This is a genomic window from Streptomyces sp. NPDC048590 (assembly GCF_043199535.1).
Classification (GTDB): domain Bacteria; phylum Actinomycetota; class Actinomycetes; order Streptomycetales; family Streptomycetaceae; genus Streptomyces.
The window spans coordinates 1-17,900 of the sequence record NZ_JBICWC010000011.1 but is presented as its reverse complement, the minus strand read 5'-3'; the positions used below and the strand labels follow the sequence as shown (position 1 = coordinate 17,900).

Annotated in this window: 20 protein-coding genes; 13 read left to right on the top strand and 7 right to left on the bottom strand. The window is 72.2% G+C overall.

Going from position 1 to position 17,900, the window contains the following annotated elements:
• Positions 1-75 precede the first annotated feature (75 nt).
• Entirely contained in the window at positions 76-606 is a 531-nt protein-coding gene (locus tag ACGFNN_RS28595) for an NUDIX domain-containing protein (RefSeq protein WP_393560174.1), read from the top strand.
• A 57-nt stretch (positions 607-663) separates the two neighbouring features.
• On the opposite strand, the gene ACGFNN_RS28590 is transcribed toward ACGFNN_RS28595, so the two are convergent.
• Positions 664-1,524 (bottom strand): 3-hydroxybutyryl-CoA dehydrogenase, encoded by an 861-nt coding sequence (locus tag ACGFNN_RS28590; RefSeq protein ID WP_362554364.1) that lies wholly within the window; start codon positions 1,522-1,524, stop codon positions 664-666.
• 198 nt (positions 1,525-1,722) lie between these two features.
• Between ACGFNN_RS28590 and ACGFNN_RS28585 the strand changes: the two genes are divergently transcribed.
• Positions 1,723-2,979, top strand: coding sequence for a glycoside hydrolase family 10 protein (locus tag ACGFNN_RS28585; protein WP_393560499.1), 1,257 nt, complete (start codon positions 1,723-1,725; stop codon positions 2,977-2,979).
• 89 nt (positions 2,980-3,068) lie between these two features.
• On the opposite strand, the gene ACGFNN_RS28580 is transcribed toward ACGFNN_RS28585, so the two are convergent.
• Together ACGFNN_RS28580 and ACGFNN_RS28575 are read right to left on the bottom strand one after the other, a co-directional pair.
• Positions 3,069-3,272: a DUF1918 domain-containing protein gene (locus tag ACGFNN_RS28580; protein WP_393560172.1), complete on the bottom strand. Its 204-nt coding sequence runs from the start codon at positions 3,270-3,272 to the stop codon at positions 3,069-3,071.
• A gap of 42 nt (positions 3,273-3,314) precedes the next feature.
• Positions 3,315-4,286 carry a DMT family transporter gene (locus ACGFNN_RS28575; RefSeq protein ID WP_393560170.1) on the bottom strand — a complete coding sequence of 324 codons (972 nt, stop codon included), beginning with the start codon at positions 4,284-4,286 and terminating at the stop codon, positions 3,315-3,317.
• On the opposite strand from ACGFNN_RS28575, the gene ACGFNN_RS28570 reads away from it, so the two are divergent.
• The 4 genes from ACGFNN_RS28570 (at position 4,285) to ACGFNN_RS28555 (ending at position 8,082) form a co-directional block, all read left to right on the top strand.
• Positions 4,285-5,745, top strand: a complete 1,461-nt coding sequence (locus ACGFNN_RS28570; protein WP_393560168.1) for a PLP-dependent aminotransferase family protein — start codon at positions 4,285-4,287, stop codon at positions 5,743-5,745. The genes ACGFNN_RS28575 and ACGFNN_RS28570 overlap by 2 nt on opposite strands.
• Positions 5,742-6,176: a GNAT family N-acetyltransferase gene (locus tag ACGFNN_RS28565; protein ID WP_393560166.1), complete on the top strand. Its 435-nt coding sequence runs from the start codon at positions 5,742-5,744 to the stop codon at positions 6,174-6,176. Before ACGFNN_RS28570 ends, ACGFNN_RS28565 begins: the two co-directional genes overlap by 4 nt.
• A gap of 71 nt (positions 6,177-6,247) precedes the next feature.
• The gene (locus tag ACGFNN_RS28560) at positions 6,248-6,832 is read left to right on the top strand and encodes a histidine phosphatase family protein (RefSeq protein ID WP_393560164.1); all 585 of its coding nucleotides are present in this window, start codon (positions 6,248-6,250) and stop codon (positions 6,830-6,832) included.
• A gap of 86 nt (positions 6,833-6,918) precedes the next feature.
• A complete protein-coding gene (locus tag ACGFNN_RS28555; protein WP_393560162.1) occupies positions 6,919-8,082 on the top strand; it encodes a serine hydrolase domain-containing protein in 1,164 nt (387 codons plus the stop codon).
• On the opposite strand, the gene ACGFNN_RS28550 is transcribed toward ACGFNN_RS28555, so the two are convergent.
• The 3 genes from ACGFNN_RS28550 to ACGFNN_RS28540 all read right to left on the bottom strand — a co-directional run bounded on the left by ACGFNN_RS28550 (position 8,076) and on the right by ACGFNN_RS28540 (position 11,002).
• Positions 8,076-8,744: a response regulator gene (locus tag ACGFNN_RS28550; RefSeq protein ID WP_393560160.1), complete on the bottom strand. Its 669-nt coding sequence runs from the start codon at positions 8,742-8,744 to the stop codon at positions 8,076-8,078. The genes ACGFNN_RS28555 and ACGFNN_RS28550 overlap by 7 nt on opposite strands.
• The gene (locus ACGFNN_RS28545; protein WP_393560158.1) at positions 8,741-10,021 is read right to left on the bottom strand and encodes a sensor histidine kinase; all 1,281 of its coding nucleotides are present in this window, start codon (positions 10,019-10,021) and stop codon (positions 8,741-8,743) included. Before ACGFNN_RS28545 ends, ACGFNN_RS28550 begins: the two co-directional genes overlap by 4 nt.
• 204 nt (positions 10,022-10,225) lie before the next feature.
• Complete coding sequence (locus tag ACGFNN_RS28540; protein ID WP_393560156.1) at positions 10,226-11,002, bottom strand: LysR family substrate-binding domain-containing protein; 777 nt, start codon at positions 11,000-11,002, stop codon at positions 10,226-10,228.
• A gap of 58 nt (positions 11,003-11,060) precedes the next feature.
• On the opposite strand from ACGFNN_RS28540, the gene ACGFNN_RS28535 reads away from it, so the two are divergent.
• A complete protein-coding gene (locus ACGFNN_RS28535) occupies positions 11,061-11,459 on the top strand; it encodes a DUF5997 family protein (protein ID WP_393560154.1) in 399 nt (132 codons plus the stop codon).
• Between the two features lie 85 nt (positions 11,460-11,544).
• Here the strand turns inward: ACGFNN_RS28535 and ACGFNN_RS28530 are convergent, their stop codons facing one another.
• On the bottom strand, positions 11,545-12,174 hold the full coding sequence (locus ACGFNN_RS28530; protein WP_393560152.1) for an SRPBCC family protein: 630 nt from the start codon (positions 12,172-12,174) through the stop codon (positions 11,545-11,547).
• A gap of 119 nt (positions 12,175-12,293) precedes the next feature.
• Here ACGFNN_RS28530 and ACGFNN_RS28525 point away from each other — a divergent pair, with 119 nt between their 5' ends.
• From ACGFNN_RS28525 to ACGFNN_RS28500, 6 genes are all read left to right on the top strand, one after another.
• Positions 12,294-12,683 (top strand): hypothetical protein, encoded by a 390-nt coding sequence (locus ACGFNN_RS28525; protein ID WP_393560150.1) that lies wholly within the window; start codon positions 12,294-12,296, stop codon positions 12,681-12,683.
• 111 nt (positions 12,684-12,794) lie between these two features.
• Positions 12,795-13,823: an N-acetyl-gamma-glutamyl-phosphate reductase gene (argC, locus tag ACGFNN_RS28520; RefSeq protein ID WP_393560148.1), complete on the top strand. Its 1,029-nt coding sequence runs from the start codon at positions 12,795-12,797 to the stop codon at positions 13,821-13,823.
• 82 nt (positions 13,824-13,905) lie between these two features.
• Positions 13,906-15,060 carry a bifunctional glutamate N-acetyltransferase/amino-acid acetyltransferase ArgJ gene (gene argJ, locus ACGFNN_RS28515; protein WP_393560146.1) on the top strand — a complete coding sequence of 385 codons (1,155 nt, stop codon included), beginning with the start codon at positions 13,906-13,908 and terminating at the stop codon, positions 15,058-15,060.
• On the top strand, positions 15,057-15,983 hold the full coding sequence (argB, locus tag ACGFNN_RS28510; RefSeq protein ID WP_393560144.1) for an acetylglutamate kinase: 927 nt from the start codon (positions 15,057-15,059) through the stop codon (positions 15,981-15,983). The genes argJ and argB overlap by 4 nt, the downstream gene beginning before the upstream one ends.
• Positions 15,980-17,176, top strand: coding sequence for an acetylornithine transaminase (locus ACGFNN_RS28505; RefSeq protein WP_393560142.1), 1,197 nt, complete (start codon positions 15,980-15,982; stop codon positions 17,174-17,176). The genes argB and ACGFNN_RS28505 overlap by 4 nt, the downstream gene beginning before the upstream one ends.
• Before the next feature lie 25 nt (positions 17,177-17,201).
• Positions 17,202-17,747 (top strand): arginine repressor, encoded by a 546-nt coding sequence (locus ACGFNN_RS28500; RefSeq protein ID WP_393560140.1) that lies wholly within the window; start codon positions 17,202-17,204, stop codon positions 17,745-17,747.
• Positions 17,748-17,900: the final 153 nt, after the last annotated feature.

The window sequence follows — 17,900 nt, the reverse complement described above, 5'->3', positions numbered from 1 at the left end:
GCCCTGCCGACGTTCCCTCGCGGGGGCAGACTCTGCTCCGATGTTGCCATCGACCAGTCGGAAGGTGGCAGAACCGTGCAGTGGACGAACCTGAACGAGCAGACTGTGTACGAGAACCCGTGGTTCCGGGTCAATCTGGCAGATGTGGTCCTCCCTGACGGGAGGCACCTGGACCACTTCCTCATCCGGCTCCGCGCCGTCGCGGCCGCGACCGTCGTCAACGAGGCGAACGAGGTCCTCCTCCTGTGGCGGCACCGGTTCATCACGGACAGCTGGGGGTGGGAGCTGGCCGCGGGGGTGGTCGAGGGCGGCGAGGACATCGCCGCCGCTGCCGCGCGCGAGATGGAGGAGGAGACCGGCTGGCGGCCTGGTGAGCTGCGGCCCCTGATGACCGTGGAGCCCGCCAACGGTCTCGTCGACGCCCGGCACCACCTCTTCTGGTCCACGGAGGCGACGTACACCGGTCATCCCGCGGACGACTTCGAGTCCTCGCGCCGGGAGTGGGTCCCGCTCAAGCTGGTGCCGGACATGGTCGCACGCGGTGAGATACCGGCGGCGAACATGGCCGCGGGCCTGCTGATGCTCCATCACATGCGGCTGGGGTGAGGGAGCGGGGCGGGACGGGGCCTCCGGGAAGGCGAGGCCCCGTCCCGCTCCGGCCGCTCAGTCGTAGGTGTAGAACCCCGACCCCGTCTTGCGGCCGAGCCGGCCCGCGTCGACCATCCGCTGGAGGAGCGGGGGAGCGGCGTACAGGGGCTCCTTGTACTCCGCGTACATCGAGTCGGCGACGGACGCCACGGTGTCCAGGCCGATGAGGTCGGCGAGCTTCAGCGGGCCCATGGGGTGGGCGCAGCCCATCTCCATGCCGTTGTCGATGTCCTCACGGCTGGCGATGCCGGACTCGAACATCCGGATCGCCGAGAGCAGATACGGGATCAGCAGGGCGTTGACGACGAAGCCCGAGCGGTCCTGGGCGCGGATCGCGTGCTTGTCCAGGACGTTCTGCACGAGTGCCTCGGCACGCTTTATCGTCTCGTCGGACGTCGTCAGCGCCGGGATCAGCTCGACGAGCCGCTGCACCGGGGCCGGGTTGAAGAAGTGGATCCCGATGACCTGGTCCGGCCGGGAGGTGGCCACGGCCAGCTTCACGAGCGGGATGGAGGAGGTGTTCGAGGCGAGAATCGCGTCAGGGCGGGTCACCACCTGATCGAGCACCTGGAAGATCTCGGTCTTCACCTGCTCGTTCTCGACGACCGCCTCGATCACCAGGTCGCGGTCGGCGAACTCGCCGAGATCGGTGGTGAAGCTGAGGCGGGCGAGGGTCTCGTCCCGCTCCTCCACCGTGATCTTGCCGCGTTCGGCGGCCTTGGAGAGGGAGTTGTGCAGCCGGGTACGCCCTATCTCCAGCGCCTCGCCGGTGGTCTCGGCCACCTTCACGTCGAGACCGCTGCGGGCGCACACCTCCGCGATGCCTGCGCCCATCTGGCCACAGCCCACCACTCCGACGCGTGCAATGTCGGCCATAGAGTCCGTCACCTCGTGCCTTTCGCTGATCTCCGTGCGGCAGTCCCCGTCCGATCGCGGTGCCCGCCTCGACCCCATGACGTTAACCCGCGTTCAGCCTTCGGTGAGCCGCGGGTCGAACGGTCCGGCGGCGGGCATGATCTGCGTCACGCAATGCCGATGTGACATACGAGGACAAGCGATATGAAAGGTACACAGATGCGTCGTATGGGCCGAAGGTCTCTGGTGCTGGGCGCGGCGAGCACGGTGGCCGCACTGATGACGGCGGGTGACGCGGTCGCCGCGCCCCGGCCGGGCGGTGCCCGGCACCGGCGCCACAGGGCGGAGGCGGGCGAGCTGCGGGGTGTGTGGATCGCCACGGTCGCCAACCTGGACTGGCCCTCGGCGCCGGGTCTGAGCGCCGCCGCCCAGGAGGCCGAACTGATCGCCCATCTTGACCGCGCCGTGGAGCTGCGGCTGAACGCGGTGGTCCTCCAGGTCCGGCCGAGCGCCGATGCCCTCTGGCCCTCGTCCTACGAGCCGTGGGCCCAGTGCCTGACAGGGGTCCAGGGCAAGGACCCGGGGTGGGACCCGCTGGGTACCGCGGTGCGCGAGGCGCACGCCCGAGGGCTGGAGCTTCACGCCTGGTTCAACCCGTACCGGGTCGCCAACCACACGGACCCCTCACGGCTGGTCGCCTCGCACCCCGCCCGGCTCCACCCGGACTGGGTCCTGCCCTACGGCGGGAAGCTCTACTACAACCCCGGCCTCCCCGAGGTCAGGAAGTTCGTGCAGGACGCCATGCTCGACGCCGTGAGCCGCTACGCCGTCGACGCGGTGCACTGGGACGACTACTTCTACCCGTACCCGGTGGCGGGGCAGGTGTTCGACGACGACGACGCGTACGCGCGGTACGGCGGGGACTTCGGCAGCAAGGCGGCCTGGCGCCGTGACAACACCGACCGGCTGGTGAGCGAGACGGCCGCGCGGATCAAGGAGGTCAGGAGCGGCGTCAAGTTCGGGATCAGCCCCTTCGCCGTCTGGCGCAACGCCACGACCGACCCGCTGGGGTCGGACACCGCTGCCGGGGTGCAGACCTACGACGACCTGCACGCTGACACCCGTAAGTGGGTGAAGGAGGGCTGGATCGACTACATCTGCCCGCAGGTCTACTGGAACATCGGCTTCGCCGCGGCCGACTACGCGAAGCTGGTCTCCTGGTGGGCGGAGACCGCCCGGGGAACCGGCGTCGGCCTGTACGTGGGGGAGGCGCTCTACAAGGCCGGCGACCCGGCGCAGCCCGCCGCCTGGCAGGACCCCGCCGAGCTCTCCCGGCACCTCGACCTCGCGGCCGGGCACCCGGAGGTGGGCGGTCACATCTACTTCTCGGCGAAGCAGGTGAAGTCCGACCCCATCGGGGCCATGGCCAGGGTCGTGGCGGACCACTACCAGGTCAGGGCCCGCACGCCCCGCTGACGGTGCCGCCGTGCGACGCGTGTGCCGGGGGCCGCTCGTGCCCCCGGCACACGCGCGTCCGGCCGTGCGCCGTCCTGCCGTTCCCGGCCCTACCGCTCCCGGTCCTCGGCGGCGGTGTGCTGGACGACACTGTCGGGGCCCGGGGATCTGATCGACTCGTGCCCGTCCTCGAAGCGCAGCCGGTACGGGGGCTCGCCCCCGTCGCCGAGCACCTCGATGATCTCTGCGACCCGGTCGTGCTGTCCGACGGTCCTGCCGTGCGTCAGCAGCCGGTCGCCCGCATGTGCCTCCATCGGGAGTGACCTCCTCACGGGTGGCGGTCCATGTCGACAAGTCTATGACCGTACGGGCGCCCCGGCTCCCGTACGGCGTCCGCCCCCACCCCCCGCTCGCTGGGTGACGGCGATGCACACCAGGACGGCCACCGCCGCCACGGGGGCCGCGGCGGACACCCGCTCGCCCAGGGCCAGGAACGACCAGACCAGCGTGAGCAGCGGCTGTGCCAGCTGGAGCTGGCTGGCCCGCTCCACCCCGATCTCGGCCATGCCCCGGTACCAGAGGTACATCCCCAGGAAGGTCGATACGGCGGACACCCATACCAGGCCGGTCACCCCGTGCACCGTGAGGTGCACCGGCTCGTACGGCAGGGCCACGGCGGCGCCGGCGACCGAGAGCGGCAGGCAGAGGACGAGCGCCCAGCCGATCACCTGCCAGCCCGGCATCGTCCGGGCCAGCCGGCCGCCCTCGGTGTAACCCGCCGCGCAGACCAGCAGGGCCGCGAAGAGGTACAGGTCGCCACGGGAGAGCGCCCCGCCGCTCTGCCGGACGGTGAAGGCGATCACCACGGCGGCGCCGGCCAGTGCAGCGGCCCAGAAGGCGCGTGGTGGGCGCGCGCCGGTGCGCACCGCGGACAGGAGGGCGGTCGTCAGCGGCAGGAGACCCACCACGACGGCCGCGTGCGAGCTGGTGGAGGTCTGCAGGGCCAGCGTGGTCAGCAGGGGGAAGCCCACCACGACACCGCCCGCGACGACGGCGAGGCCGGCCCAGTGGCGGCGTTCGGGCAGGGCGGCGCGGCCGGCGAGCAGCGCGCATCCGGCGATCGTCGCGGCCAGCACGCTCCGCAGCGCGACCAGGGACCAGGGCCCGAAGCTTTCCAGCCCCCACACCGTCGAGGGGAAGGTCAGCGAGAAGGTGAGGACGCCCAGCCCGGCGAGCAGGGCACCGCTGCCCCGATGTCGCGCGGCAGGGGTTCCGAGGGCGCTGACCGCTATCGATGGTGCGGTAGTAGCGCTATTATTTGCTCTCATGCGTGAGCGTAGCAGCGTCTCCGAACTGGCGAACTCTCTGCGCGGGGAGTTGAACCGCTACTCACCGGGTGGAAAGCTGCCGTCCAGTCGGGAGCTCGTCGAACGCTTCAAGGTGAGCCCGGTGACGGTCTCCCGGGCGGTCGGACAGCTCGTCGCGGAGGGGCTGGTCTTCACGCGGCCCGGCGCCGGAGCCTTCCGGGCCGAGGCCCGGACCGCCGCACCTGCCCCGGGCGACACCTCCTGGCAGGAGGTCTCCCTCAGCGGCGACGGCGGACCCGGGGCCGTGCCGCGCACCGTCGACGCGTCCGACGTCCTCGTCACCCTCGCCGCGCCCCCGCCCGGGGTGATCGAGTTCAACGGCGGCTACCTCCACCACGGGCTGCAGCCCGAGCGCGCCCTGGCCGCCGCCCTGGCGAGGGCCGGCCGGCGGCCCGGGGCATGGAGCAGGCCCCCCACCGACGGGCTGCCCGAACTGCGCGCCTGGTTCGCCCGCGAGATCGGCTCCCCGGTCACCGCCTCCGACGTCCTGATCACCGCGGGAGGCCAGAGCGCCCTGACCACCGCCCTGCGGGCGCTCGCCCCGCCAGGAGCCCCCGTACTCGTGGAGTCGCCCACCTACACGGGGATGCTGGCGGCCGCGCGGGCCACCGGGCTGCGGCCGGTCCCGGTACCGGTGGACGCCGACGGTGTGCGGCCCGAACTGCTGGAGGACGCCTTCCGGGCCACCGGGGCGAGGGTCTTCGTCTGCCAGCCGCTCTTCCAGAACCCCACGGGCGCGGTGCTCGCCCCCGGGCGGCGCGAACGTGTCGTACGGGCGGCCCGGAAGGCCGGAGCCTTCGTCGTCGAGGACGACTTCGCCCGCCGGCTGGTCCACGCGGACGCCGGTCCGCTGCCCGAACCCCTCGCGTCCCACGACCCGGACGGTGTCGTGGTCCATGTCTGCTCCCTGACCAAGGTCACCTCGCCCAGCCTCCGCGTCGGGGCGCTCGCGGCCCGCGGACCCGTGATGGAACGGCTGCGCGCGCTCCAGGTCGTCGACAGCTTCTTCGTCCCCCGGCCGCTCCAGGAGGCCGCACTGGAACTGGTCGGTTCCCCGGCATGGGAGCGTCACCTGCGGAGCGTGGCAGGTGAACTCGCCGGCCGTCGCACCGCGATGACCGCGGCGGTCCGCGCCCAGCTGCCCGAACTCGTCCTGCCGCACGTACCCTCGGGCGGCGTCACCCTCTGGCTCAGGCTGCCGGGTCCGGCCGCGGGGGAGTCCGCGCTGGTCTCCGCCGCCCTGCGGGCCGGTGTGGCGGTGGCCCCCGGACGCCCGTACCACTGTGCCGAACCCCCGGCCGGGCACATCAGGCTGAGCTTCGCCGGGGTGTCCGGTCCCGCGGAGATCGCCGAAGGCGTGCGGAGGCTGCGTAAAGCGGTCGACGGCCTGGGGGTGGCAACGGATAGCCTCCCCGGATGAGTGACGACAGCGTCGGCGGGAGCCACGCGATCTCCAGCGATCCCGCACGGATCGACGCCGCGCGTGTCCACGACTGGCTCTCCACCGACGCCTACTGGGCCGTCGGTCGCACCCGGGAGCAGCACGACCGGATGATGACGGGCTCCCTCAACTTCGGGGCGTACGACCTGGATTCCGGCGAACAGGCCGCGTACGCAAGGGTGGTGACCGACCGTGCCTCCTTCGCCTGGATCTGCGACGTCTACGTCGACCGCCCCGCGCGCGGGCAGGGGCTCGGCACCCGGCTCGTCACCGCGGTCCGGGACGAACTGGCCCCGCTGGGCGTGCGGAGGTTCATGCTGGCGACCAAGGACGCGCACGGGGTGTACGCGAGGCTCGGCTTCGCCCCGCTCGCCGAGCCGGACATGTGGATGGCCCTGCAGGTGGGCTGAGGCAGAAGTGAACACGTGCGGCCGACGGGGCCCTCTTGACCGGCGGGGCGCCTGGCCCCACGATCGCGCCCATGAGTGTTCGGGTGTCCCTGGTCGCCGCAGCACGCGGCTCCGCCCTCCTCGCCGAGCGGTTCGACGACGACCGGCCGCTCGACCACGCCGGCTGGCGTGAGGTCCAGCTCGCCGCTCACACCCTGGTGGGCCTGGGCGCCGCGGAACTCCGCTACTGCTCGCCGACACCCCGCAGCCGGGCCACCGGCGACGCGCTCGGCTTCGCACCCCTCGTCCAACTCGCGCTGCGAGACTGTGACATGGGCCGCTGGCGCGGTCTGACCCTCTCGGAGGTGGCCGCCAGGGAGCCGGCCGCGGTGGACGCCTGGCTCGCCGACCCGCGCTCCGCCCCGCACGGGGGTGAGTCCCTGCTCGCCTTCATCTCCCGGGTGGGGTACTGGCTCGACACCCGCCCGGTCGAGGAGGGCGCACTCGTCGCCGTCGCCGAACCGGCCGTGGTCCGCGCCGCGCTCGTGTACGCGCTGAAGGCCCCGCCGTCGACGTACTGGAACGTCGAGGTCAGGCCGCTCTCCACCGTCACGATCACCGGGTCCCCCGGCCGCTGGAGCCTGAGCTTCGAGGCGTTCGGGCGCCAGGTGTACTGACCCGCCCGGAGGAACGGGTCACCTCGCGCCTTCCCGCCGGTCCGACCAGTCGGTATGGTGCGTGCCACCGATACGAGGAGATGCCCGTGCCGCAGATCCATGGCCACTGTGACGACCGGTTCGCCGCGGTGCGCGACGCCTTCGAGGCCAACTTCGCCGAGCGTGACGAACTGGGCGCGGCGGTCACCGTGCTCCTCGACGGCGCGCCCGTGGTGGACCTGTGGGGCGGCTGGGCGGACGGCGCCCGCACCCGCCCCTGGGAGCGGGACACCGTGGTCAACGTGTGGTCCACCACGAAGGGCCCGACCGCGCTCTGCGCCCACATCCTCGCCGACCGCGGCCTGCTGGACCTGGACGCCCCGGTAGCCGTGTACTGGCCCGAATTCGCCGCCGAGGGCAAGCAGTCGGTGCGCGTACGCGACCTGCTCTCGCACCGCTCAGGGGTCGCCGGCCTTCGGGACCCGCACACCCTCGCCGAGCTCTACGACTGGGAGGTCACCACGGCCCGCCTCGCGGCGACCGCCCCCTGGTGGGAGCCCGGTACCCGCTCCGGCTACCACGCCATCTCCTACGGCTTCCTCGTCGGCGAGGTGGTCCGCCGGATCACCGGCCTGCTGCCCGGGGAGTTCCTGCGGCAGGAGGTCACCGGGCCGCTCGGCATCGACTTCACCGTCGGTCTCCCGGAGAAGGACGCCGAGCGCGTCGCCGAACTGGTCCAGCCGAAGTCCGTCGCCCGCGAACAGGCAGCCCTCTTCGCCCTGATGGAGCCGGTGGCCGTCGCCTCGCTGCTCAACCCCGGCACCGGCATCGCCGCGGCCAACACCCCCGGCTGGCGTGCGGCCGAGATCCCGGCGGCCAACGGCCACGGCACCGCACGGGCGGTCGCCTCCCTCTACGGAATCCTCGCCGGGCGCGGCACCCTCGACGGCCGCCAAATCCTCTCCCCGGAAGCGGCCGAGCGGGTCCGCGAGGGGCAGGGCCCATGCCGCGACCTGGTGCTCGGAGCGGGCTTCACCCACGAGACGGAGCTCGGCCTCGGCCTCTGGCTGAGCGGCCCCAACGCCTCCTACGGGCCCAATCCGCGTGCCGTCGGCCACGACGGCGCCGGCGGGTCCTGCGGTCTCGCCGACCCGGAGGCCGGTATCGCGATCGGGTACGTCATGAACCGGATGGGCCCGCACATCGCCGACGACCCGCGAAAGATGGCCCTGGTCGACGCCGTGTACGGGGTCCTCGGGGCGGATCAGTAGCCCGACGGGCGCACCAGGCCGCTCTCGTACGCGTACACCGCGGCCTGGGTGCGGTCGCGCAGGGCCAGCTTGACCAGGACGCGGCTCACATGCGTCTTCACGGTCTGCTCGGCCACCACCAGCCGGCCGGCGATCTCCGCGTTGGAGAGGCCCTGCGCGATCAGCGACAGCACCTCCGTCTCCCGCTCGGTGAGACCGTCGAGCCGCTCCCTGACGGGAGGGCGAGGAGTCCTGCTCACCCGTGAGAACTCGGCTATCAGACGCCTGGTGACGCCGGGGGAGAGCAGTGCGTCGCCCGCTGCCACCACCCTTACGGCATGGGCGAGTTCGGCGGCCGAGGCGTCCTTCAGGAGGAAGCCGGACGCGCCCGCGCGCAGCGCCTCGTACACGTACTCGTCGAGGTCGAAGGTGGTCAGGATCAGCACCTTCGCGGTCGAGCCCGGCGCCCCGGCGATGCCCCGTGTGGCGTCGATACCGCCCAGGCGCGGCATCCGGATGTCCATCAGGACCACGTCCGGGGCCAGTTCGGCTGCCTGCTCGAGCGCGTCCGCGCCGTCCACGGCCTGTCCGACGACCTCGATCCCCGGCTCGGCGTTCAGCAGTACGGTGAAGCCCTGACGGACCATCATCTGGTCGTCGGCGATCAGGACGCGGATGGTCATGCGGGGTCCTCCAGAGGGAGCGTCGCGACTACTTCCCAACCTCCTCCGGGGAGTTGTCCGTGCGAAAGGTCGCCCCCCAGCATGGAGGCGCGTTCACGCATCCCGAGCAGTCCGTGTCCGATGCCCGTGGAGGGCGCGGCCGGTCCGGCCGGTGCGGTGTTCGCCACCCGTACGGTGACGGCGGCACCGTGGTAGCCGATCTCCACCCGGGCGCGGGCTCCGGGGGCATGGCGCATCACGTTGCTCAGAGCCTCCTGCACGATCCGGAAGGCGGACAGCTCCACACCGGGCGCCAGCGGCCGGCGGTTCCCTGTCGTCTCCGTGTCGACATGGATCCCCGCCGTCCGCACCTTGCCGGTCAGTTCGTCCAGGCGGTCCAGGGTGGGCTGCGGGGCATGCCGCACCCCGTCGGCCCCCGTGTCCTCGGAACGCAGCACGCCGAGCACCCGGCGCAGCTCCGCCAATGCCTCGACGGCGTTCTCCCTGATTCCCGCGAGGTTCTCGCGGAGCTCGTCCGACGGGTTCTCGACCAGATGCGGGGCGACCTGGGCCTGGATGGAGATCACCGACATGTGGTGGGCGACCACGTCGTGCAACTCCCGCGCGATCCTGGTGCGCTCCTCCAGCAGGGTCCGCCGGGACCTCTCCTCGGCGGTGAGACCGGACTGTGCCACGAGCTGGGTGCGGGTCACCCGCAGCGCGCGGAGCGCCGCACCGATCACGACGGCGGTGGCGACGACCGCCGCACCGGTCCCCATGGACCAGTTCTGCCCCTGGGTGGCAGGGAGACCCGACACCGCTCCCGCCGTCAGGGTCACCGCGAGCGCGAGCACCGATCTGCCAGGACGCACCCGGAGCGACAGCAGGAGCAGCGCCAGGCTCTGCAAGGCCGTGTCGGCGCCTGTCCAGGGGAACGGATCACCCGGTGCCGACACGGACTCCGCGATCCGCACGCCGACGACCATCAGGACGAGGGACGCCCACCAGGCGTACAGCGGGCGCCATAATCCGGCGAGCAGCGCCATGGCCTGGAGCGTGACGAGGAGCACCGCGTACGCGGGCACGGCCGCGCCGTGAGCGACCAGATCGGGCACGTGCCATACGGCGATCAGCGGTGCCGCGAGAACCAGCAGCATCCCGAGGACGGGATGCCAGACCGGAGTGCCCGGCGCGCCCTGGGGCGGCAACGGGTCGACGGGAGCGTTCCACAGATCCTCGTACAGCGCCCGTGGTGCGTGGCGCAATGCCCGGCCCACCCGGTCCCCGGCCCCCGTCATGCTGCTCAGCCTAGGCATTCCTGGTGCCCCCGGGTGCGTTCCGGGCCACTTCGTGTTTGGACAACATGGTGGTCCTTCCGTACCGGGGGGTTCCTGTCGGCTCCGGTACCGAAGCTAGGGCCCGGCCCGTACGGTCGGCGTCCCGCCCGGGAGCGCACCTGGCGCGTAGCCCGGAAGTACTACGGGTACGGGGCGACCCGTCCGTCAGGGCCTACGCCGGGGCTTTCCGCGCTTGGCGGCGCCGCCCTTGGCGCCCCTTGCGCTCTTCGCGGTGCCGGCCCCGCCCCGGGGTGCCCCGCCCTTGCGCGGGTTGCCGCCCTTCGTCCCGGCCTTCCCGGACTGGCCGCCCTTGGTCTGCTGAGGAGCCGGGCGCGGGCCCCGGGTGCTGTTCACCGTCCGCCCCCGGACGATCCCGATGAACTCCTCCACCAGGTCGGTCGTCCTCTCCTCCGGCCACGACAGGGCGATGCGCGACTCGGGCGCACCCGTCAGCGGGCGGTAGGTGAGGTCCTTGCGGTGGTACAGGCGGGCCAGGGACTGCGGGACGACGAGCAGGCCGATGCCGGCCGCCACCAGTTCGATCGCGTCCTCGGTGGTGGCCGGCCGCTCGAAGGCGGGCCGGCCGGGCGGGTGCTCCCAGTCGAGGGTGTCGTCCAGGGGGTGCAGCAGGATCTCGTCGGCCAGCTCCTCCACCGCCAGCTCCTCGACGGCGGTCACCTCGTGGTCCTTGGGGACGACCACCACGGTCGTCTCCGTGTAGAGGGGGATGGCACTGAGGAACGTACGGTCGACGGGCAGCCGCAGGAAACCGGCGTCCGCACCGCCCTCACGCAGCAGGTCCTCGGCGTCGGCGGCGGGTACGCCGGCGAGGGCCAGCGGGGTGCCGGGGAGCCGCTCGTTCCAGATCCGGACCCACTTGGCGGGGGTCACGCCCGGGACGTAGGCGAGCCGGAACGCGAGGGGTACTTCCGAGCCTGTCACCCCGCAAGGCTACCGGCCGTGGTCCCGGGTGCCGCACACGCTCGATACCCTGGACACCATGACGTCGCACCAGACCACCCAGACGATGAAGCCCGCCACCGCGGCGAAGAAGCTGGGTGTGTACCTCGAAGCCACCCCCGCCGAGTTCCAGGAGGGCGTCGTCTCGCGCGCCGAGCTGAACGCGCTGCAGTCGGAGCCGCCGCAGTGGCTGCAGGACCTGCGCCGCACCGGCCCGCACCCGCGGCCGGTCGTCGCCTCCAAGCTCGGCGTCTCCATCGCCGGGCTCGCGCGAGGCGGTGTCACCGACCCCCTCACCACCGAGCAGATCGACTCCCTCAAGCAGGACAACCCGGAGTGGCTCCAGAAGGAGCGCGCCACCCAGGCCGAGGTGCGCAAGGAGGCGGTGCGCATCAAGGAGCGCAACGCCGCACGCGCGGAGAAGGGCTCCCAGGACTGAGGAACGCCCCGCCCGGGCTCCGAGCCCGGGCGGCCGCGCGGTTTTGCTGCCGCCCGCGGACGGGGCCGGCCGCCTCCCGGCGGGGCTACTCGCCCGTGTAGAACGCGACCGTCGCCACGGTCGTGGCGGTCACCGTCTCCGGATCCGCCCCCGACGCGGCGAACGCGTGCCCCCACTCCTCGCCCGACCGCGCCACGAAGGCCTTCGCCTCCGGGGTGGCCTGCCACGCGGAGGCTTCCTGGTCGAGTCCGCCGCCCGTCAGATGCCATCCGAGCCCCAGCAGCGCCAGGTCCCAGCCGATGCCGACCGCGCCCGGACCGTACTGGCTCCGGAACTCCTCCGGGACCACGGCCAGGTGCTCCAGTTCGAACACCGTCCGCGCCTCACCGTCCGGGGAGAGCCGCACCTCGACCTCGCTGAAGCCGGGATCGGGGCCGTACAGCCAGGACACGCGCAGTCGCTCCCGCGCCACGCACTCGAGGATCTCGCCTCCGGCGTTCCCTTCCAGCTGGTAGTTCCCGCCCTCCCGGAGATCCCCGGTCACCGGCAGGAACCACCGGGCGATCCGCTCCCTCGTGGTCACCGCGGCCCAGACGTCCGCGAGGGCCGCGTCGAAGGAGCGCCGGAGCAGTACCGTGCCGGCCTCCTCCTCACCCACACGCCGTGTACCGACCTCGCGGTGCACCAGACCGATCTCGTCGAGGACCCCGCTCATGGCCGCTCCTTCCCTCGGTTGCCGGGCCGCGGCGCGACCCCCCGGCCATGTAACCGAAGTCCGGCCCGGCCCGCCTCACCACACGCTGGGCGCTTCGCCGGCCCTGCGAGAATGCGTGCATGAGACTTCCCCCGGACGCCACGGACACCGCAGCGCTGGTGGAAGTCGTGCGCATCACCGCCCTCCGGCCAGGGGGCGGCGCGTCCTACCAGGGAGAGGTGGTCGCCCACTGGGCCGGGAACGAGATCACCGAGGCGTTCGCCGCCGTCACGGCCCTGCCCGAGGGCGGACGGCATCGATGCGGCTTCTCGCCGGGCTGGGGCATGCGGGCGTACGAGAGCTCCCTCGACCTCATGCTGTTCGAGGCGGCGTTCTGCTTCCGGTGCCACGAGGTCCGCATGCACGGTCCCGCCGTACCGCCCGCCCTGGCCACGCAGTTCTTCGACGCGGACGCGCCGCAGGCGCAGGCGCTCCTGGAGTTCCTCCGCTCCTCGGCCCCACGCGGGTGACGCTGTCGGGTCCGCCGTGCCGTCGCGGGAGGAGGCGGTCGGGAACCGCCACGTCTTTGCATAACACTGCATAGCTGCGTATAGTCATGCCATCGATGAGGAGGATTTCCGATGGTGGTACGTGCGGCAGTGGCGGGAGCGAGCGGATACGCCGGCGGGGAACTCCTCCGCCTGCTGCTCACCCACCCCCAGATCGAGATCGGGGCACTCACCGCCCACTCCAACGCCGGTGAGCGGCTGGGAGCGCTGCAGCCGCACCTGAGGCCGCTCGCGGACCGGGTGCTCCAGCCCACGACCGCCGAGGTGCTCGCCGGGCACGACGTGGTCTTCCTGGCACTCCCGCACGGGCAGTCCGCCGCCGTGGCCGAACAGCTCGGCGACGAGGTGCTCGTCGTCGACATGGGCGCCGACTTCCGGCTGAAGGACGCCGCCGACTGGGAGAAGTTCTACGGTTCGCCGCACGCCGGCACCTGGCCCTACGGTCTGCCCGAGCTGCCCGGGGCGCGTGCCGCGCTGGCGGGGGCCAAGCGCATCGCCGTGCCCGGCTGCTACCCGACGGCCGTCTCCCTCGCCCTCTTCCCGGCGTACGCCGCGGGGCTGGCCGAGTCCGAGGCCGTCGTCGTCGCCGCGTCCGGTACCTCCGGCGCGGGCAAGGCGGCCAAGCCGCACCTGCTCGGCTCCGAGGTCATGGGCAACATGACGCCCTACGGCGTCGGCGGGGTCCACCGGCACACCCCCGAGATGATCCAGAACCTCGGTGCCGCCGCCGGCGGGCCCGTCACCGTGTCGTTCACCCCGACCCTGGCGCCCATGCCCCGGGGCATCCTCGCCACCTGCAGCGCGAAGGCCACGCCCGGGGTGAGCGCCGACTCCCTCCGCGCCGTCTACGAGAAGGCCTTCGCGGACGAGCCGTTCGTGGACCTGCTGCCCGAGGGGCAGTGGCCCTCGACCGCGGCCGTGTACGGCTCCAACGCCGTGCAGATCCAGGTCGCGTACGACGAGGCGGCCGGTCGCCTCATCGTGATCAGCGCGATCGACAACCTCGCCAAGGGCACCGCGGGCGGAGCCCTGCAGAGCACGAACATCGCCCTCGGGCTCCCCGAGGACACGGGCCTCTCCACCATCGGAGTCGCACCGTGAGCCACACCCCCGCAGCCGCCGGGCTGCGGCCGACGACGGACACCGCGCAGCCGCACCACGCGCACGAGAACGAGGAGATGAAGTGAGCGTCACGGCAGCCGAGGGATTCACGGCGGCGGGGATCGCCGCCGGGATCAAGGAGAGCGGTGACCCCGACCTGGCCCTCGTGGTCAACAACGGGCCGCGCCGCGCCGCCGCGGGCGTCTTCACCTCCAACCGGGTCAAGGCCGCGCCCGTCCTCTGGTCCGAACAGGTCCTCAGGGGCGGCGAGGTGACCGCCGTCGTCCTCAACTCCGGCGGCGCCAACGCCTGTACGGGACCGCAGGGGTTCCAGGACACCCACGCCACCGCCGAGAAGGCCGCCGAGGTCCTCCCCGGCCACAGCGCCGGCGAGATCGCCGTCGCCTCGACCGGGCTGATCGGTCTGCTCCTCCCCATGGACAAGCTCCTGCCGGGGATCGCGAAGGCGGCCGAGGCGCTGAGCGAGCACGGCGGTGAGAGGGCCGCCATCGCCATCAAGACCACCGACACCGTCCACAAGACCGCGGTCGCCGGCGGCGAGGGCTGGACCGTCGGCGGGATGGCCAAGGGAGCGGGCATGCTCGCACCCGGCCTCGCCACCATGCTGGTCGTCCTCACCACCGACGCCGACGTCGAGGCACCCGCGCTGGACACCGCGCTGCGCGCCGCCACCCGCACCACCTTCGACCGGGTCGACTCCGACGGCTGCATGTCGACCAACGACACCGTGCTGCTGCTCGCCTCGGGCGCGAGCGGGATCACCCCCGGCCGGGCGGAGTTCGAGCAGGCGGTGCAGAGCGTCTGCGCCGACCTCGCCCGCCAGCTGATCGGCGACGCGGAGGGTGCCTCCAAGGACATCCGGATCGAGGTCGTCAACGCGGCGACCGAGGACGACGCGGTCGAGGTCGGCCGGAGCATCGCCCGCAACAACCTCCTCAAGTGCGCCATCCACGGCGAGGACCCCAACTGGGGCCGTGTCCTCTCCGCGATCGGTACCACGAAGGCCGTCTTCGAGCCCGACCAGCTGAACGTCGCCATCAACGACGTGTGGGTGTGCAAGAACGGCAGTGTCGGCGAGGACCGTGAGCTGGTCGACATGCGCTACCGGGAGGTCAGGATCACCGCCGACCTCGCGGCGGGCACCGAGTCGGCCGTCATCTGGGCCAACGACCTGACCGCCGAGTACGTCCACGAGAACAGCGCGTACAGCTCATGAGCGCCGCGAGGAAGCACACAGCGCTGCCCAAGGCACAGATCCTCATCGAGGCGCTGCCCTGGCTCACCCGGCACAACGGCAAGACCGTCGTCATCAAGTTCGGCGGGAACGCCATGATCGACGAGGAGCTGAAGGCCGCCTTCGCCCAGGACGTCGTCTTTCTGCGGCACGCGGGCCTCAAGCCCGTCGTCGTGCACGGCGGCGGCCCGCAGATCAGCGCACAGCTCGACAAGCAGGGCCTGGTCAGCGAGTTCAAGGCCGGACTGCGCGTCACCACCCCCGAGGCCATGGACGTCGTACGCATGGTGCTCGCCGGCCAGGTGCAGCGCGAGCTCGTCGGGCTGCTGAACCAGCACGGTCCGCTCGCCGTCGGTATGACGGGCGAGGACGCGCACACGATCACCGCCGTACAGCACCGCCCGGTGATCGACGGCGAGGCCGTCGACATCGGCCGCGTCGGTGAGATCACCGCCATAGACACCGGGGCCATCCAGGCGCTGCTCGACGACGGACGGATCCCGGTGATCTCGTCCATCGCCCGCTCCGCCGAGGACAACCACGTCTACAACGTCAACGCCGACACCGCGGCCGCGGCCCTCGCGGCGGCGCTGGGTGCCGAGACGCTGATGGTCCTGACCGACGTCGAGGGCCTCTACGAGGACTGGCCCAACAGCGACGACGTCATCAGCCGCCTCACCGCGACCGAGCTGGAGAAGCTGCTGCCCGACCTGTCGAGCGGCATGGTGCCCAAGATGCAGGGCTGCCTCCACGCCGTACGCAACGGGGTCGAGACCGCCCGTGTCATCGACGGCCGGGTGCAGCACTCGATCCTGCTGGAGATCTTCACCGACGAGGGGATCGGCACCATGGTGGTGCCCGACCACGCCTCCGTCGCAAAGCCGCACGCAGAGGGGGAGTCATGAGCAACGCGGAGTACGCACAGCGCTGGCAGGGCGCGCTGATGGACAACTACGGCACCCCGCAGCTGCCGCTGGTGCGCGGCGAGGGCGCCCGGGTCTGGGACGCCGAGGGCGCCGAGTACCTCGACTTCGTCGGGGGGATCGCGGTCAACGCGCTCGGCCACGCCCACCCCGCGGTGGCCGAGGCCGTGTCCCGGCAGATGGCCACCCTCGGCCATGTCTCCAACCTCTACACCGCTCCGCCTCCCATCGCCCTCGCCGAGCGGCTCCTGCAGCTGTTCGGACGCGACGGCAGGGTCTTCTTCAGCAACTCGGGCGCCGAGGCCAACGAAGCGGCCTTCAAGATCGGCCGGTTGACCGGCCGGACCCACATGGTCGCCACCGAGAACGGCTTCCACGGCCGGACGATGGGCAGCCTCGCGCTCACCGGCCAGCAGGGCAAGCGCACCCCGTTCCTGCCCCTGCCCGGCGACGTCACCCACGTGCCGTTCGGCGACGTCGAGGCACTCCGGGCGGCGGTGACCACGGACACCGCGCTGCTGATCATCGAGCCGATCCAGGGGGAGTACGGCGTGGTCGTACCGCCCGCCGGTTATCTGGAAGCGGCCCGGGAGATCACCCGGGCCACCGGCACCCTGCTCGTCCTGGACGAGGTGCAGACCGGGATCGGCCGCTGCGGACAGTGGTTCGAGCACCAGGCGCACCAGGGCGTCGAGCCGGACGTGGTCACGCTGGCCAAGGGGCTCGGAGGCGGGCTGCCGATCGGCGCCACCGTCGCCTTCGGCGCGGCCGCCGACCTCCTGAAGCCGGGGCATCACGGGACCACCTTCGGTGGCAACCCCGTCGTCTGCGCCGCCGCGCTCGCCGTGCTGGACACGCTGGCCGCGGACGGTGTCCTGGACGAGGTGAAGCGGCTCGGCGAGCGGATCAGGGAAGGCGTCGAGAGCCTCGGGCACCCGCTGGTCTCCCACGTCCGCGGCTCCGGGCTGCTGCTGGGTATCGTGCTCACCGGGCCGCACGCCGCGAAGGTTCAGCAGGCGGCCCAGGGAGCAGGACTCCTGGTGAACGCGCCCGCACCCGACGTCGTACGGCTCATGCCGCCGCTGATCATCGGTGACGCCGAGGTGGACGCCTTCCTGCGGATTCTGCCGGGGGCCCTCGACGCGGCCCACGGGGACGGACGATCCGGAGAGTGACCATCCGGAGAATGAGGCGACGACGATGACCGAGGCGCAGGACGCCGACCACGGCGGGCCCGCGGTGCCGCAGACCCGCACGGCACGCCACCGCAGGATCGTGGACATCCTGAACCGCCGGCCGGTGCGCTCGCAGAGCCAGCTGGCCAGGCTGCTGTCCGACGACGGGCTGAGCGTCACCCAGGCGACGCTCTCCCGCGATCTGGACGAGCTCGGCGCGGTCAAGATCCGCAACACCGGGGGCGAGCTGATCTACGCGGTACCGAGCGAGGGCGGTTTCCGCACTCCGCAGGCCCCGCTGGGAGGCTCGGCCAAGGAGGAGCGGATGCGCAGGCTCTCCGCGGAGCTGCTGATCTCCGCGGAGGCCTCGGCCAACCTGGTGGTGCTGCGTACGCCGCCGGGCGCCGCCCAGTTCCTCGCCTCGGCGATCGACCAGGCCGAACTCCAGGCGATCCTCGGCACGATCGCCGGTGACGACACGCTGATGCTGATCAGCAGGGACCCGAACGGCGGGCAGGCCCTCGCCGACCACCTGCTGCGGCTGGCCCAGAACGACCGCGGGCCTCATTGACATCCTCTCCCCCCTGAAGGGGGGGGGAGATTCCCGCCTACCGCGCCGTTGAAGGCTGCGGTGTCGGGTGGGTTCCTGCTTCGCTGCGCGGTGCCGGAACACGTTCCGGTCTTACCTGCGCTCCACAGGCTGACACCGCCAGTCCGGCGGCCT